Annotated in this window: 18 protein-coding genes; 5 read left to right on the forward strand and 13 right to left on the reverse strand. The window is 41.4% G+C overall.

The window, feature by feature from the left end; translation table 11 throughout:
- Positions 1-24: 24 nt before the first annotated feature.
- The 5 genes from ACE3JL_RS18165 to ACE3JL_RS18185 all read right to left on the reverse strand — a co-directional run bounded on the left by ACE3JL_RS18165 (position 25) and on the right by ACE3JL_RS18185 (position 5,012).
- Positions 25-432, reverse strand: coding sequence for a hypothetical protein (locus ACE3JL_RS18165; protein WP_271992872.1), 408 nt, complete (start codon positions 430-432; stop codon positions 25-27).
- The gene (locus ACE3JL_RS18170; RefSeq protein WP_271992871.1) at positions 432-2,375 is read right to left on the reverse strand and encodes an AAA family ATPase; all 1,944 of its coding nucleotides are present in this window, start codon (positions 2,373-2,375) and stop codon (positions 432-434) included. Before ACE3JL_RS18170 ends, ACE3JL_RS18165 begins: the two co-directional genes overlap by 1 nt.
- 9 nt (positions 2,376-2,384) lie before the next feature.
- On the reverse strand, positions 2,385-2,552 hold the full coding sequence (locus ACE3JL_RS18175) for a hypothetical protein (RefSeq protein WP_172967340.1): 168 nt from the start codon (positions 2,550-2,552) through the stop codon (positions 2,385-2,387).
- A gap of 80 nt (positions 2,553-2,632) precedes the next feature.
- Positions 2,633-4,684 (reverse strand): DEAD/DEAH box helicase family protein, encoded by a 2,052-nt coding sequence (locus ACE3JL_RS18180; RefSeq protein ID WP_271953841.1) that lies wholly within the window; start codon positions 4,682-4,684, stop codon positions 2,633-2,635.
- Position 4,685: 1 nt separating this feature from the next.
- Entirely contained in the window at positions 4,686-5,012 is a 327-nt protein-coding gene (locus tag ACE3JL_RS18185; protein WP_271990784.1) for a hypothetical protein, read from the reverse strand.
- A gap of 128 nt (positions 5,013-5,140) precedes the next feature.
- Between ACE3JL_RS18185 and ACE3JL_RS18190 the strand changes: the two genes are divergently transcribed.
- The 3 genes from ACE3JL_RS18190 (at position 5,141) to ACE3JL_RS18200 (ending at position 6,950) form a co-directional block, all read left to right on the forward strand.
- Positions 5,141-5,842 (forward strand): 16S rRNA (uracil(1498)-N(3))-methyltransferase, encoded by a 702-nt coding sequence (locus ACE3JL_RS18190; protein WP_271990781.1) that lies wholly within the window; start codon positions 5,141-5,143, stop codon positions 5,840-5,842.
- A 166-nt stretch (positions 5,843-6,008) separates the two neighbouring features.
- The gene (locus ACE3JL_RS18195) at positions 6,009-6,638 is read left to right on the forward strand and encodes a DUF6391 domain-containing protein (RefSeq protein ID WP_271990779.1); all 630 of its coding nucleotides are present in this window, start codon (positions 6,009-6,011) and stop codon (positions 6,636-6,638) included.
- Positions 6,639-6,716: 78 nt separating this feature from the next.
- Complete coding sequence (locus tag ACE3JL_RS18200; protein WP_150978060.1) at positions 6,717-6,950, forward strand: photosystem I reaction center subunit IV; 234 nt, start codon at positions 6,717-6,719, stop codon at positions 6,948-6,950.
- 67 nt (positions 6,951-7,017) lie between these two features.
- Here ACE3JL_RS18200 and cobA read toward each other — a convergent pair whose 3' ends face one another.
- Positions 7,018-8,535 carry a uroporphyrinogen-III C-methyltransferase gene (cobA, locus tag ACE3JL_RS18205; protein WP_271990775.1) on the reverse strand — a complete coding sequence of 506 codons (1,518 nt, stop codon included), beginning with the start codon at positions 8,533-8,535 and terminating at the stop codon, positions 7,018-7,020.
- Positions 8,536-8,588: 53 nt separating this feature from the next.
- On the reverse strand, positions 8,589-9,500 hold the full coding sequence (locus ACE3JL_RS18210; protein WP_150978058.1) for a phosphatidate cytidylyltransferase: 912 nt from the start codon (positions 9,498-9,500) through the stop codon (positions 8,589-8,591).
- 622 nt (positions 9,501-10,122) lie between these two features.
- Between ACE3JL_RS18210 and sds the strand changes: the two genes are divergently transcribed.
- The gene (gene sds / locus ACE3JL_RS18215; RefSeq protein ID WP_271990771.1) at positions 10,123-11,094 is read left to right on the forward strand and encodes a solanesyl diphosphate synthase; all 972 of its coding nucleotides are present in this window, start codon (positions 10,123-10,125) and stop codon (positions 11,092-11,094) included.
- Here the strand turns inward: sds and ACE3JL_RS18220 are convergent.
- Together ACE3JL_RS18220 and ACE3JL_RS18225 are read right to left on the reverse strand one after the other, a co-directional pair.
- Positions 11,091-11,636 carry a hypothetical protein gene (locus ACE3JL_RS18220; RefSeq protein WP_375328081.1) on the reverse strand — a complete coding sequence of 182 codons (546 nt, stop codon included), beginning with the start codon at positions 11,634-11,636 and terminating at the stop codon, positions 11,091-11,093. The genes sds and ACE3JL_RS18220 overlap by 4 nt on opposite strands.
- Before the next feature lie 279 nt (positions 11,637-11,915).
- Positions 11,916-12,248 (reverse strand): 2Fe-2S iron-sulfur cluster-binding protein, encoded by a 333-nt coding sequence (locus ACE3JL_RS18225; RefSeq protein WP_375328082.1) that lies wholly within the window; start codon positions 12,246-12,248, stop codon positions 11,916-11,918.
- 63 nt (positions 12,249-12,311) lie between these two features.
- Between ACE3JL_RS18225 and cimA the strand changes: the two genes are divergently transcribed.
- The gene (cimA, locus tag ACE3JL_RS18230; protein ID WP_375328083.1) at positions 12,312-13,952 is read left to right on the forward strand and encodes a citramalate synthase; all 1,641 of its coding nucleotides are present in this window, start codon (positions 12,312-12,314) and stop codon (positions 13,950-13,952) included.
- 119 nt (positions 13,953-14,071) lie between these two features.
- Here cimA and ACE3JL_RS18235 read toward each other — a convergent pair whose 3' ends face one another.
- The 4 genes from ACE3JL_RS18235 to ACE3JL_RS18250 all read right to left on the reverse strand — a co-directional run bounded on the left by ACE3JL_RS18235 (position 14,072) and on the right by ACE3JL_RS18250 (position 16,107).
- On the reverse strand, positions 14,072-14,566 hold the full coding sequence (locus ACE3JL_RS18235; RefSeq protein ID WP_375328084.1) for a hypothetical protein: 495 nt from the start codon (positions 14,564-14,566) through the stop codon (positions 14,072-14,074).
- A 248-nt stretch (positions 14,567-14,814) separates the two neighbouring features.
- Entirely contained in the window at positions 14,815-15,225 is a 411-nt protein-coding gene (locus ACE3JL_RS18240) for a type II toxin-antitoxin system VapC family toxin (RefSeq protein WP_375328085.1), read from the reverse strand.
- On the reverse strand, positions 15,222-15,464 hold the full coding sequence (locus ACE3JL_RS18245) for a hypothetical protein (protein WP_271990757.1): 243 nt from the start codon (positions 15,462-15,464) through the stop codon (positions 15,222-15,224). The genes ACE3JL_RS18240 and ACE3JL_RS18245 overlap by 4 nt, the downstream gene beginning before the upstream one ends.
- Before the next feature lie 178 nt (positions 15,465-15,642).
- Positions 15,643-16,107, reverse strand: coding sequence for a hypothetical protein (locus tag ACE3JL_RS18250; RefSeq protein WP_271990754.1), 465 nt, complete (start codon positions 16,105-16,107; stop codon positions 15,643-15,645).
- Between the last annotated feature and the right edge of the window lie 35 nt (positions 16,108-16,142).

Consider the following 16,142-nt stretch of genomic DNA (forward strand, 5'->3'; position numbering starts at 1 on the left):
AAAGATAGTTAGATAGGGAGAATTTTAGAGATTATTGATAATTCTCTCAATATCAGCTTGAATTTGATTGCTGACTTTGCCTTGCCAGCGTTCTTTTAATTCCCTTAATCCCACTTCTGCGTATTGACAGATCTTATCTAAAATTTCTTTGCCATCGCTAGGTTGAGCATAAGAATTCTTTTTACAGATAATATAAATTCCTGCGGTTAAAGCTAAAATAACTTCTGGCTCGATTTGACTAATAGTAATTAAATCTTGTCGATTGCTGAGATTGATTCCGTAGATACTGAAGTCTTCTTTAATAGCAAAAGCAGCCGCGAATAAATAGGCATCTACCATGCGCTCAAAGGTTTTATTATCTTTTAGTACCTGTAGATAATTTCTGGAAGTTTCCGAGGCATAAATCTTCAAACTGGGATCGATTCTCTGCATTAGTAATTCTCCATCACTTCAATCACGGAAGCATCTTCATCGGCAGCCAAACGGTGTATTTTGAATATATCAGTAGTGTAGGGAAGCAGCAGATTTAAAAGTGGATCGGGAAGATCGCGATCGGTGGCTAAAATAATCACTTGGGAGTTTAAATTAGGGAGAGAGTTAATAATATTTTTTCGATGTTCTTCGTCTAAATGGCCAAAAGGTGTATCCATAATTAGGGGGACACAGGTATCGGTTATTTGATTTAAACCAGTGATAAAAGCAAAAGCTAAAGCTTCCTTTTCTCCCGCACTTAAGACATCGGGATTTAATAATTTTCCTGTGATGGTACGGATTCCTAAAGTGTATTCGGGAGTAATTTCTACTCCTCTATATTCCTCTGGTTTGTTGGTTACTTGTAAATAGCGATCGCTGGTTACTTGATTAATCATTTTTTGGGAATTATCGATATTCCATTCGATTAATTCGTTAGTGGCATTTTTTAAACCTCTGGCCATTTTAACCTGATTAGATAACATCAATGTGGTTTGATTTTCACTAGCTAAAACTTCCACTTCTTTGCGTAAATTTTCTAATTGCTTTTCTTTGATTTCAATGTCCTTTTGCAAGCGTTCGATCTTTTCTTGTATCCTCTCAACATTTTTACCAGATTCGCCAACTTTTCGCCAAATATCATTAGCTGATTCTTGATTTATTCCCGTGGTTTCCTGTTTTAGCTGTTTAATATGTTGATTAATTTCTTCGATTTCTTCTTCTAAAAGATCTCTTTGTAAAAGCAATTGACTATAGTTGCTAAATTTGGCATTATCTCGGATAATTCCCTGTAAATCAATTCTAAGTTGGTCTTTTTCTATTCTGGTGGCGTTGTCCACTTCTAAGGACTCTAGTTCGGCAATTTGTTGCAGGATAAAGTCACGAGAATTTTGATCTAAACAACGACCACATAGACAGCTTTCATCGTCAAGTATTGCTTTTAAAACTGCTGTAGAATTAGTTTTATAAGTGCTTTTTAAGCTAGTAACTTGCAAATCGTCAGCCATTTCCTGCACAAAGTTAATCAGCAAAGGTATCGCAGCTTTTTTTAACCAAGAATCGATAGACTTTTGTAGGTTATTTAACTGAGTTTGTAAACCGATACGCCTTTTCTCTAAGTTATGAATTTCCTCTAATTTTTCTCGCAAACTTTCAATCTGAGCGGCTTTTTCTTGAGCATCATGATGGATAATTTGAGCATTTTTTTCCTCATCTTTAGCATTTTTACGCTGACCTTGTTGCAGATCAATTTCTTCTTCTAATTCTCGCAATTGTTGCAGCTTATCTGTAAATTTCTGACTGGTTCCCTCTGCTTTATTTAAACGTTTTTCTAATTCTTGTAAGGCTTTTTCTGTATCATCGCGCAGATTTCTTAATTCCGGGATACCCAAAACTTTTTCAATTGCTTCTTTTGCTTCTTTAGTTTGAGTTATCTGGGTATATTGTTCAATTTTTAAGCCATCAAAACAGAAAAAATCTCGAATAGATTTAGGAAGCAATGCTTCGATATATTCCCTAGAGTTACTTGCTTTTATGGTTCCATCTTCATAAAATAATGCTTCCTCTACGCTGGGATAAGAAGTGATCCCATTATCTTTTAATTTCGCTGTGCGACTGATAAAGTAATTTTTCTCGTTTCTAGTAAAATTTAATTCTACCCGCATTTCTATTGCTGGTGAAGAATCATCCTTACCTCGATAAAAATAGGTTTTCAGAGTCTCTTTAGGTACAATATCTCCACCATAGAGACACCATAAAATCCCTGTCATCAGAGAAGTTTTACCGTGGCCATTATTACCGAAGATAATCTGAATTTTTCTGTCGGGATGCAGGTTAAAAGTAATATTTTGACTAGGATAACATTTCCAATTAGTTAAGCGAATTTGTTTCAGTCTCAAAGTCATAGAGTTTATTTATTGTGAGGAGTCGGTATATTTTTCGATAAGTTCGACAATTTTAGGTGATAGCCGCCGATTTTGTAGAGTAATTTTTTCTACTTCTAAAGCCCTGGCTTCCTCCAGAAGTTGGGGAGGTATTTCATATTTTTGTGCCAGTTCTTTAATTTTAGCAGTTATGTCCATGAATTTTTTGTGGGTTGGGTAGTGGGGATTGTCAAGTCTTAATTCCTATTGGCCAAGAGATACCTTGATGACGAGAAATTTTATAACAGATCTGAGTAGGTAAGACCATAGTAACTTAATTCTTGGACTAATCTGTTAATAACTGTAGCTTGATTGCTGGCTGCCCGGGCAAAATCAATAACTCTTTTGATCTCCGATGCAATTAATTTTACCTCACCATCGCCCCAAGGGGGAACCACCAAGACATCGATTAAAGTCGCTTTCTTCTTTGCCACGGCTGCCCGGAGAATTCTGCCGCGACGTTGAATAAATTGACGAGGAGAAGCATCAGCAGCGAGGATAATTCCCTGACTGACTTGTGGGATATCAACTCCCTCATCGAGACATTTTACCGCCACTAATGCGTCAAGATTTCCCGAAGATAACTGTGATAATAACATAACTCGATCGCTGTCTAAGGAACTATAGCGAGCGACTCTTTTTCCCTGACGCGCCAATCGGGTACTAATAGCAGTTGCTTGGGCAATATCGGCACAATAAATTAATGTTTGTTCTAAGGTGTGTTCAGCCAGAATACGATCAATTATAGTTAATTTTGCCCCCGCTGCTTTAATTAATTGCGCCCGTTGAATTAATAAACAATTCACTGCTTTACTGTCTTCTTGAGTAAATAAGCGAGCAATTTTTGCAGTTAACTGACGATATTTTTCCTGTTCTTCTTCTGCGAGATAGGTGACATAAACGTGATAATCGTACTCGCACAAAATACCCTGCTGAATAGCTAACTCTAACCCGTATTCATAGACAATTCCCCCAAAATAATCTAAAACTTTTTCCGTACCGAGTTCATCGTAGGCACGCAAAGGAGTTGCTGATAAACCCAAACGATAACTAAAATCATCGCGTAAAAGACGCTGATAAACTCCCGCACCAGTAGCGTGAACTTCATCGGCAATTAATAAAGATTCTTTTGGCAAACCTCCCGCATCAGTAATTAAATCACTAATGGTATTTTTAGCCAACTCTCCATAGGTTCCCACCACAATTACAGGATATCTCTGAGAGGGCAATTCTTGATGATTAATTAACCGTAATTTGCGAAATAAAACCTCACGCCAAGCACGAGAATTACCCATCGCTACCACAGGAAAAGCATAGGTAGTTCGACAGTTTAATTCTTTCACCCACTGCTGGACTAATTCTTTAGTAGGTACACCGATAACAATTAATTCTAACCTTGATAAACCACTAGCGGCAGCCAGGGCTGTAATCGTTTTTCCCGCTCCTGTTGCCATGGCAAGTATCCCCTGATATTTGGCTTGTTTCCATGCACTTATTGCCTCAATTTGACGGGGCTGGGGTGTTATTTTTAGGGGAGAGGATAACTGATATTTGCTGGTATCGGCGGCAACTTTAAAAGTTTTTTTGCTACTGCTATCGGGTTCGGTAGTGGGTGGAAAATCAGGACGAAATTTTAAGAGAGATTGGGCTGCTGCTGCGGGAAAATCCCAAATATCTAGATGGGGAGTTTGATTGTGCCAGAGTTTTTCAAAATTATCAATTTTTCTCTGGACTCTTAGCTGTTCCTGAGATTGCCAAGAGCGAAAAACATCGATACACTCGAAATTATCCTGTAAACTGCTGTGACTTTCATTCGCAGAACCAGTAAAAGCGATCGCATTTTCAAAAGCATCAATAAATAGGCCTAACTTTTCATGATATAAGCCAAAATTAACTAAGTTTTTGGGAATAGCTAATTTAATTTCTAAGACTCCTTGACTTAATAGCCACGCTAAACAGGCAAAACGATTTTTAGTAATTTCGTCTAAGTCAATTTCTAGAACTGATAACAAAGATTTAGTAATCACTTCTTCCCTTTGCTTTAATCCCTGAGTAATCGCCTCTATATCCTCTTTCGAGAGATAGGGAGAAGCAATTAAACGCATTTTTCCACCTCCGCGAATTAAAGCGGTTAATCCTTTGGCTAGAGAGACAAGGGAAGAACTAGAAAAAAAGCCGACTGCTCGACAATAGAGGGTAGATTGTGCTAAACAAGGTAGATAAAAATCGGCTATGAGATTATGGCGATCACTACGGTATTCTTCTAATAGGTCTAACTGTTGTAGTGGCAATTTAAATTCCTCCTCGATCTCGTTTTAAGTCATAAATCACTTTTTCATAACACCAGCTTTTACTACGTTGGGGATTTCTTAATCTAATACTTAAAAGCAATCGACTCGCTAAAGCTTTATCTCCATTCACGAGGGTTAAAAGTTCTCTTTCTAAGCAGAAAAGTTGCTGCTGACTGGTTGGCAAATTTTGACGATTATTTTTAGAAGTAGCTCTTTTCGGTTTAGTGGGGGATAAAGATACGGTATCGACTAACCACCAGATAGCTACAGCTAACCCCAACAAAAGCACTCCCATAAAAGAGTATAAAACGATGCCTAGTAAATTCATTAATCGATTCCCGTATTTCTTAATGATCAAGGTTTTAGGCTAATTTACCCTATACAAAAACACCATAAAAGCTAAAATAGATAGCTGACAGTGATTCTGAACACAATATCAATATAGACTAAACCGCCTTGTATTACCGTCTTATTCTTGATTTTAACACCCTAGAAAACGGGTTAATTGCCCTAACATCCGAACAAAGTCATTATCTTAAAAAAGTTGTTCGTTTAAAATCCCATGAACGTTTTATTGCCCTCAATGGACAAGGACAAGCATGGTTAGCGGAAATAATTGATAATTCGGCCCATCTTTTAGAAGTGATAAACGAAACTAGCGAACTACCAGTACAAGTGAATTTAATGGTAGCAATTCCCAAAAATGGCTTTGATGATATCGTTCGCGCTGCCACCGAATTAGGAGTTTATCGGATTATCCCGCTGCTGACAGAACGCGGTTTAGTCAATCCTAGTCCTCAAAAAATTGACCGTTGGCGAAAAATTGCCCGAGAAGCTGTAGAACAATCAGAAAGACAGATTATTCCCATTATCGAAGAACCACAGCCATTTTTAGCCATCCTTAAGCGGGGAGCTAACCCACAGACAACTTGTTATATTGGTGTTACCCGTAGAACAGTGGCCCCGCTACTTGCTCAATTGCAAACATCAACCGAGATAACCATGGCCATCGGACCGGAAGGGGGATGGACGGAGACAGAAATAGAACAAGCGCTCGCTGCTGATTTTGTGCCTGTATCACTGGGAAAACGCATTTTGAGAACAATAACTGCTCCCTTAGTAGCTCTTGCTATCATTAACGCCTATTTAGACAGCTAATTGACCATAGTTTCTATGACCAAAACCAGCAATCGAGATAACTGAAATCCTTTCGCTTCTTACCCTAAAACAACAACTAGCAGCAGTTCCCCCGTGGTCAGATTGTCCCCTTTTTGTCGAATAGCACCCTCACATTCCCCGAAAAAACTCGTCCTACCGCAACTTTATGACCTCTAGTAGCCCTTCTAACCCCTCTTTTGACTGGTTTAACCCCTCGCCCCGGCAAGACAGCGATTTACTGGCACAAATCGGCTTTATCCCTGGTTTCAAAGAATTGCTCACCCTGCGACAGGTTCACGCCTTGGAACACGCCACCGTCTGGGTATTAAGCGAAATGGCTGCCCGTCGTCAATCGCCTTTTGACCATTCCCCAGCGGATAACGAGGCCCTGGGGGGACTGTCCACCGATAGAGGTTTTTATCTCTACGGGCATATTAATACAAATGAACTACGGATTGCGGCCAAACAGGCTCTCCATCGTCTCAAAAATGGCGAGGGGCAATTGGCATTACATCCGCGTTGTGGCACCAATTTATCGGTAACTTTAGCCTTAACCGCCGGCTTAGTCTTAGGAACTCATCTCATCTTCCCCAGAGGTCCGATTTCTCAGTTATTAGGCTTAGGTTTGGCCACCGCCACCGCTTTTCAAATCGGGCCGGATGTGGGAATGTCGGCCCAAAAATACCTGACTACGGCCATTCCCTTTAACTTAACAATCGTTAACATTGCCCCAAAGGCAGACCTGTGGGGACGTTCGGGGCATTTTGTCGAAACAGAGTGGCAAGATTTGCAATAAAACTTAAAGTAAAAACCCTTTCAGCAAACTCGCTCTGATTGTAACCTGTTAACTAAACCCTAAAAAAAAACAACACCTATGCCTGGAATCGAACGCGGAGCCAAAGTTAGAATCAAACGTAAAGAGTCTTACTGGTACAACGATGTAGGAACTGTCGCCAGTGTTGATAAAAGTGGTATCCTCTATCCCGTTATCGTTCGTTTTGATACTGTTAACTACAACGGTTTTAGTGGTAGTGCCAGTGGACTGAATACCAATAACTTCGCTGAAGGTGAATTGGAACTCGTTAAGGCTGCCCCCGCTAAGAAATAAAGCTGAGTAAAATTCGGCCTATTATCATCGACTGACTGACAGGAATTATCTCTTGTCGGTCGGTTTTTTAGGTTATATTCCACTCGATTAAAGCGCTAGTCAATCCTTCTAGGGTATATTCTCGCGCCTCGATATCAACACGACCAAATAACTCTTGACAGGTTTTTGAAGTTTGCGGACCGATAGAAGCCAGACAAACTTTTTCTAATAGGGAATTAACCGATAATTCTGCCGTTTCTTGTTCCAATAACCGATAAAAATTCTGGACGGTTTTGGAACTAGCAAAGGTGACTATATCGACTTTCCCATCTCGAAAGGCTTCCCAGATGCCCCTATCCATGCGTGCGGGACATCCGGAATAATATGCGGCCACTTCCGTCACTTGACCAGCTTTGGCCGTTAATTCCTTAACTAATATTTCTCTCCCTCCCGTTTCCACGCGAGGAAAAAGGAATTTTTGCCCCCTAATCGGGTCGGGAAACTCGTTTACCAAGGCATCAGCGACAAAATCCCCCGGGATAAAATCCGCTTTTAATCCCCGTGAGTGTAAAACTTGGCTGGTTTTTTTGCCCACTACGGCGATTTTTATGGTCGCTAAAGCTCTAGCATCTTTTCCCCAAAATGTCAACCGATCAAAGAAAAAATTAACAGCATTGGCAGATGTTAAAATCAGCCAATCAAACTCTTTTAACTTACCGATGGCATCGTCTAAACCTTGCCAACGGTCGGGGGGACGAATCTCTAAAGCAGGCATTTCTAGGACTTCTGCACCTTGATTTTGCAAAATTTCGCTAAATTGACTTGTTTGCTCGGCGGCACGGGTAATAACAATAGTTTTACCTCCTAGGGGTAGGGGAGAGGACATAATCGCCAGATCCACAACTTGACCAATGACCATAATAGAAGGTGAGAGGGACAGCCCGGCGGTTTGAGCGAGAATATTTTGTAAAGTCCCGCGCCAAATTTGTTGATCCTTGCGTCCCGCCTGACGGATAATAGCGATCGATTCGTGAATATTTCGCCCATTTTCGCATAATTTCTCGATAATTTGCCCTAAAGACTGACCAGCCATTAATAGTACCAGTGTATCAATTTTAGCTAAAGCTGACCAATCGAGAGACTCGGGATCGTGAGCGCTCAAGACCGCAAAACAGCGACTAATATCCTTTTCGGTCAGGGGAATTCCGGCCAATAAAGGAGCGGCTAAAGCGGAGGAAATACCAGTTATCAGTTCAAAATCGCAGTCAGCCTGCTTTAAGGCCAACATTTCGGGATATACTCGCCCAAAAACCCCCGGATCACCACTTTTAAGCCGAACAACTCGTTTTCCCTCTTGACAATAATTAACGAGTATGCGATTAATCTGATTCTGCTCGGCCCCGGGTTGTCCCCCCCGTTTGCCCACATCGACTAAAACACAGGTTTTCGGCACTAGGGAGAAGATTTGGCTATCCACTAGGGCATCATACAGCAAAACCTCGGCCTTGGCTAAAACTGCTCGCGCTTGCAGGGTAAGAAAACTGCTCTGGCCGATTCCCGCACCGAGAAGATAAACTTTACCCCGGGGATGGACGACTGCTGACATAATCGCAAATTTGGGTTTAAGCTTGAATTTAGCACTGGAGAAGAAACAAACTACTAACGCAACAAGGGCAGCAGTAAAGTGACGAAATAATATACTAGGGGAGCAGTGAACACATAACTATCGGTGCGATCGAGTATCCCACCGTGACCGGGGATTAACTGCCCAGAATCCTTGACCCCAGCATCTCGTTTCATCATCGACTCGGTTAAATCACCCAATAAACTGACAATACCAATTAATAAGCCCAAAATTAAGCCCGTCAGCTGCCAATAGGGCCAATCTAAATACCAAGCACCCAACTCAGCGATCGCTATACTGCCTAAAATGCCAAAAAAGGAACCTTCCACGGTTTTTTTAGGACTAATCAGCGATAAACTGGTTTTACCTAACCATTTTCCCATGATATAGGCTCCGATATCGGCGGCCCAAATGCAACCGAAAGCTAGAAAAGTCACCGTCAAAGCGGCCGGAAATAATTTCGGTTCCATCCAAGATTCCGGCCAATATCCCATCAGAGGTAAGTTACTGGCCATGGCCACGGGACTACTTTCAGGAGAAAAACCGACCCTTAAACGAATCCAATAACTAGGTAAGTAACCACCGTAAAACAGACCGAGAATTGAGGTGGAAATATCGGCAATTGTCGCCATTTTAGGCTGAAAGAGCAGATAAAAACAAATTAACGCCCCAGCAAGGGGAAACATAGCATCGGTGAGAGGGGCTGCCATCGTTGCCGTCAGTAGTAATAATTGCGAAACTACGAGAGTGGTTTTAGCAGCCGGTTCAATGCCTTTAGCGCGAACTAAGCGAAAATACTCTAATTGTCCCAAAAAGACGATAACACCGATGGCAAGGGTGAAATACCAACCCCCAACGATAATAATTCCCAGTGCGAAGGCAATAGCAAAAATGGCGCTGACAATGCGTGGCCAAGGCATGGTTAATCCAGATAAATTAGGCGGCATTATTCTAATTATATAGATTAAGAAAACTTTATGGAAGGTTATCCCGAAGTGAACTGCTCTCAGGGTTGTTGAGAGCTTCCTATTTCACCGGGGATTGCCTCAAGACGGACTAACACCCAGCTTTTGTCCTTATGTCCCCCCTATAGTCAGTATCGCTAGTTCCTAGAGGTCCCACCGAACGTCAATAACCTTCCGCTTCTCTCAGGACAAGCTTCAGCTTTCCTCAGTATAAGTAAGTATCCGTAAGACCTGATTTTTGATATTTAGGGTTGGTCAAATAAATCTAAAAACTTTATTGGGTAAGACTTTTAGACCTTGTGAAAATCAAAAATTACCAGATATGGGAGTGACCGGGGGGAAAATTCAGGTACTTTTTCCCTGAAAATTAGTTAATTGACCAGATGAAAATCGCTAAAACCCTAAACCCTTTCAGCCGTCTGGATGAACGTTCGTGTTAGTGAGCCTGTCGAAGTCTTTATGATGACACAGCTTGCGGGAATTGTCTATACACCAAGTCAGCATTGATTCCACCGCTAAAGTCGGGGGACTTCTGCTGACATTAAGTTAAAATAAATGTAAGGATATGTAAACTTTCGTAACTATCTCGCCAATCGGCTAACCAATGATCCCAACAACTTCTTTATTCGCACCCGTTGACGATGATCTCCGTCTTTTGACCGATAACTTAAAAAACCTCGTCGGCGCTCGTCATCCCATTTTAGCAGCGGCAGCAGAACATTTGTTCGAGGCCGGTGGTAAACGCGTTCGGCCAGCGATCGTGTTGCTGGTATCTCGCGCTACCATGTTAGACCGGGATATCACTCCCCGTCATCGTCGATTAGCGGAAATCACGGAGATGATTCACACTGCCAGTCTTGTCCATGATGATGTGGTAGATGAGGCAGAATTGCGGCGCAGTGTTCCCACCGTTAACAGTTTATTTGACAATCGCGTGGCGGTTTTAGCGGGGGATTTTCTCTTCGCTCAATCCTCTTGGTATCTAGCTAATTTAGATAATTTAGAAGTGGTAAAATTGCTCTCAGAAGTGATTCGCGATTTTGCTGAAGGGGAAATTCAACAGGGAATTAATCGCTTTGATACCAGTATCTCCCTGGAAGCTTATCTAGAAAAAAGTTACTACAAAACTGCTTCTTTAATTGCCAACAGTGCCAAAGCAGCTGGAGTATTAAGCGAGCAATCGGCTGAAGTTAATCATCATTTATATAATTATGGTCGCAATTTAGGATTAGCTTTTCAAATCGTCGATGATATTCTCGATTTTACCTCCCCCACGGAAGTATTAGGAAAACCCTCTGGCTCCGATTTGATCAGTGGTAATATCACCGCTCCCGCTCTCTTTGCCATGGAGGAAAATCCCTATATAGAAGTGTTGATCGAACGGGAATTTAGTCAGGAAGGAGACATCGAAAAAGCTCTTGATTTAATTCACTCTAGCCAAGGTATTCCTCGCTCAAAAGAGTTAGCCAATCAATACGGTCAAAGCGCCTTAAAACACCTTGACTGTTTAGCTTCTTCTCCCTCCAAAGATGTGTTAATCGAGCTAGTAGATTACGTTTTGAGCCGAATTTATTAGGGAATAATAGTTCTCGCCGTAGCAATAGTCCAAGCATCGACTAATAATAAAAATAGGGTGAGAGTAAAAAGAATTCCATACATCCAAGGCTGAGAAAGGGGGCGAATATCAGTCATATCCAAGTTGGTTTTTTCCTCGATTATTTTGACCATGCGATTAAATCCCACTACTCGCATCGGCAATAAATAGGCTTTTTCCGCAGATCGATCAAGGAAATAATAAACTAAACCACCCTGTCCTGTACTGCGACATTTAAGTTCTTTTATATCTGTCCAATTTAACCACCAACCAGAGCGAAGAAAAGCGGGAAACCATTGGGGATATGTAACTTGTATCCCTGTCTCTGATAAAATCACTCTTTCACTTAAAGCTCCGTATAAAGCGATTAATCCTAAGCTAATTCCTACCCAAAGAAAATTGGGATTAACGGGGGAATTAGTGACTTTTGCTAAAAAGGGTAAAGGGATGGTTAACGCCACATATAAACTTAATAAAGTTACCCGAATTATTGGTGATATCCGAAAAGTTGTTGTCTCGTTCATTTGATAACCTTAATCAGTAAACAGTAAACGGGTGCATCTCAATTTTGTAGAAATATCTATAGGACATTTTGGGCGCAATAACATCATTGTAGGGGCGAATTGCATTCGCCCTCTTTTAATGACTTCTGCTGCTCACCTATATGTGAGAGAAAGTCCCAGATATGAGATGGACTCAGAGTAATCAGTAAACAGTAATCAGTGAAAAGAAGGCTCCGAACTTGCCACTTAATACTTTAACACTTTAATACTTAATACTGCTCACTGATAACTCAAAAGTGATCACTGCTCATTGATCACTGACTCTCCTTGTCCCCAAAAACCATCGTATTTAGTCACTTCGATATCACCAAAAACTTTGACTTGACAAGCAAGACGACGGTTATTATCGGGGTTATGGGGAGGTAAAGAAAGACGCGCTTTTTCCTGCCAATTGATAGCAGAAACTTCGCCCACAATTGCCACCGCACAGGTCCCACAGCTGCCGATGCCGCGACAATTGATTAACTTGGAACCGCCATTATACAAAGAAATGTCATGTTTTAATAATATGCGACGGAGATTTGCACCTCGATCGCAGGTGATTGTTTGACCGTAAACTGTTATTCTAGGCATTAGGGACGTTATTTTAACCTTGCTACAGTTATTAATTAATATTAACATCTATTGACTATTTCTATGAACAATGGTAAACGCATTTGGGTCTATGACACTACTCTCCGGGACGGGGCCCAGCGAGAAGGTATTTCCCTCTCCCTCGAAGATAAAATTAAAATCGCCAGGGAATTAGATCGGATGGGTATTCCTTTTATCGAAGGCGGTTGGCCAGGCGCAAACCCAAGAGACGGTCAATTTTTCTGGAAAATGCACGAAGAACCCCTAAAACAAGCGGAATTAGTCGCTTTTTGTTCCACTCGTCGCCCCCAGATCGAGGCCCGGGAAGATCGGATGTTAACCGCCATTCTCGCCGCTAGAACCCGTTGGGTGACAATTTTCGGCAAATCTTGGGATCTGCACGTCACAGAGGGCTTAAAAACCAGTTTGGAGGAGAATTTAGCCATGATAGGAGATACGATCGAGTATCTACGCTGTCAGGGAAGACGAGTCATTTATGATGCCGAACATTGGTTTGATGGTTACAAAAATAACCCCGAATACGCCCTTTTAACCCTGAAAACCGCCAGGGATGCCGGGGCCGAATGGTTAGTTTTCTGTGATACCAACGGTGGCACTTTACCCCAAGAAATCGCGCCTATTGTGGAGAAAATGCGGGAGCAATTGGGCATCGATCCCGATGATGAAAATGGGACTAAATTAGGCATTCATGCCCATAATGACGCAGGAACCGCCGTAGCCAACTCCTTAGCGGCAGTTAACGAGGGCGCACGCATGATTCAAGGCACAATTAACGGTTATGGGGAACGCTGCGGCAATGCCAATTTATGTACTTTAATTCCCAATCTTCAGTTAAAAATGGGCTTTTCTTGCCTAGAAGAAAATCAATTAGGTCGATTGACGGGAACTAGCCGAAAAATCAGCGAAATGGTCAATTTAGCCCCAGATGATCATGCTCCCTTCGTCGGACGTTCCGCTTTTGCCCATAAAGGCGGAATTCACGTTTCTGCGGTGGCGAAAAATCCCCTCACCTACGAACATATTAATCCAGAAGCGATCGGTAATCAGCGCCGCATCGTCATTTCTGACCAATCGGGATTAAGTAATGTGTTAGCGAAAGCGCGTAGTTTTGGCATCGATTTAAATAAAGATGATCCCACCTGTCGCCAAATATTGGAACGTTTAAAAATCTTGGAAAGTCAGGGTTATCAATTTGAAGCAGCGGAAGCTAGTTTTGAGTTATTAATGCGGGAAGCTTTGGGACAAAGAAGCCATCTTTTTGAATTAAAAGGATTCCAAGTTTATTGTGATATGCTCCGGGATAGTGGTAATGCGATCGCAACAATTAAAGTACGGGTAAAAGAGGAAGATTTATTAGAAGTGGCCGAGGGTAACGGACCAGTGGCTGCTTTAGATCTGGCTTTAAGAAAGGCTTTAGTCAAATTCTATCCCAAAATTGCTAACTTTCACCTGACCGATTATAAAGTGAGAATCCTCGATAGTGGTTCGGGGACGGCAGCGAAAACTAGGGTTTTAATCGAGTCCAGTAACGGTCAACAAAGATGGACTACTGTGGGAGTGTCTAGTAATATTTTGGAAGCTTCCTATCAAGCAGTAGTAGAAGGAATTGAGTACGGTTTATATCTGCTGCAAAACAATAAACTAGAATTATCAGGTCAATTTTGTCCTTTAGGGATAATTTAGAGTTCAGTTATCAGTTATCAGTTATCAGATTTTTTATCCTCACTCCCCTAATTCATAATTCATAATTCATAATTCATAATTCATAATTCCCATCTCCCCTTTCTAGGATTAAATAACCCCTAGGATAATAATCGGGTAACAAAAGAATTTTGCCAACGACGGGACAAAGCCCGTAGATACATATTAACGGGAAACTGATAATATTCGATAATTAACCAGAGTAAACAAATAGCATGGCAAATAAAGGTTAAAATCGACCAAAATAGAGGCACCCATGACAGAGGACTCCCCTCGACTGGAGGAAAAAGATAGGCCCCCGTAGTCACAATTGCTGTGGGAAAAATCACAAATCCTAAACCGATAATTAAGTAAAAACCTGCTATCTCCATTCCTTCTCTCGGTAAACCCTGCCAATACTTACCATTCCAATACCAAGTTAAGGGTAATTGACTATCGGCCATTTTTAAAACCTGTTGTTCTAAATTAGCAGTAAAAATGTGTTGACAAAAGTTACAAGCATAGGCTTCCATGAGTGGTAAAGTGGCGATTTTACCATGGCGACAGACGGGACAAGAATAGGTATCGTGATAGTTTAATCGGGTTGGCTCAGTCATGGTAATGTGAGTGCGAGTAAAAAAGGCCATTGCAGATAATTAACTTTTCCCTATTGATAACGATTGAGTTATGCGGCGCTCGCCAACACTATGGCTCATTAGTATCAAACGGGTTCAAATCTTGTGGATGAGTTATTGTAATACTTGATATAAGTACCTAAGCAAAATTAATTACACATATCTAACCCCCTCTTGCCTTTTGCCTCTTGCCTTTTGCCTATCTTTACTAGGAAATTAATTTTGCACGACTACTTACCCGCAAAATCACTGGGATTAAAGGTCAACAGATGTGTAATTTCATTGGCAAGCATAGCCGCAACGAGACGAACATCATGAGTGCGTTTACCCATCACCCTGTTAGTTGTGACTAAGTTCAGCCAATTTGTAAAAATCTGCCGAGATTCTGCCAAGACTGGAAAACGCGCGAGAAGTTGATCTATCATGCTTCTGGTTTGTTCTACAGACCAACCCAAACCATTGACTTGAGTTGGTCTGGTGGCAACAACCCAAAACTCAATTATTACTTGTGTCGCCAGGAAACATTCATCTGATTGCATGAGCAGACGAGAAACTGCATTGGTTGCCAGCTTATGCTGTAGGTCGGAAGAATTGCACAATCGCATAACAATATTAGTGTCAAGTAAATATCTCGTCATCATTCGTAAATACTATCGCGACTAAAGGCTTCATCTCCTAGACTCGGACTATCTTTGGGAAGTTGTAACACCCATTCACGCAATTCCCTAGCTCTCTGGGATGGTGTTGCTCTTTGCCAAAGCGGAACGGACGATGGGACTTGTTCAGACTGAAACTCAAGGTCGGCTATGAAATCAGCAATCTTTTTCAGTTGATCATCGTTTAGTTTATCTAATTCTTTCTTAAGAGCTTCTCGCAGCATAGGTCGGTTTTGAGAAAATAGACACTTTCTATAGTAACCGATATGCTCCTAGCCGTTTGGCTCAGGTGCTTGTTTATACAATCGGCTCTAAATAATCTCCCTGATTAGGCTAGACTCAAGTTGCCAGCTTAAAAAGTCTGGTGGCGACATCTAATTCGCCTTGATTAAGGATAACTAATTAAGCAAGATTGGCAGGAATTTTCCCTAGTTTTTGCAGTTGTTTTTCAATATTAGCCTTTAATTGGGTCCGGGAGATTTCTTTTCCTGTTTGAGCGGTGTGTGCATTTTCCAGAAAAATAATACTATCTACTTTTTCTACGGCAAATAATTGGAATAAAAGATGGGTTACGGGAATTAGGAGCGTTGATAGGGGTGAATTAGCAGTATTTTCGGCAGATATAGCCATTTTTTCCGTAGCAAAGGCATAGATCACCCTTTTTTCTTGCTGAGGCTGCTGCCGATGAGCTAAGGTGGTTAGTAACCAATCACCTTGGCTATTCTGAACTACATAGTATTGTAAATGTTTTAACTGTCTAGCAAAAGCTGCAAGGACGGGATTAACCGCTTCTTCCATGACCACGGTTGCCAGTCCGTAATTGACCGCTTCTCGACTTAAAATATGCAGTTGTGCCTTTAATTTCATGGCTAATCATCTCTATAAACTAATCGATGGCGATG

The sequence above is a fragment of the Microcystis sp. BLCC-F210 genome, from assembly GCF_042134685.1.
Lineage (GTDB): Bacteria > Cyanobacteriota > Cyanobacteriia > Cyanobacteriales > Microcystaceae > Microcystis > Microcystis aeruginosa_D.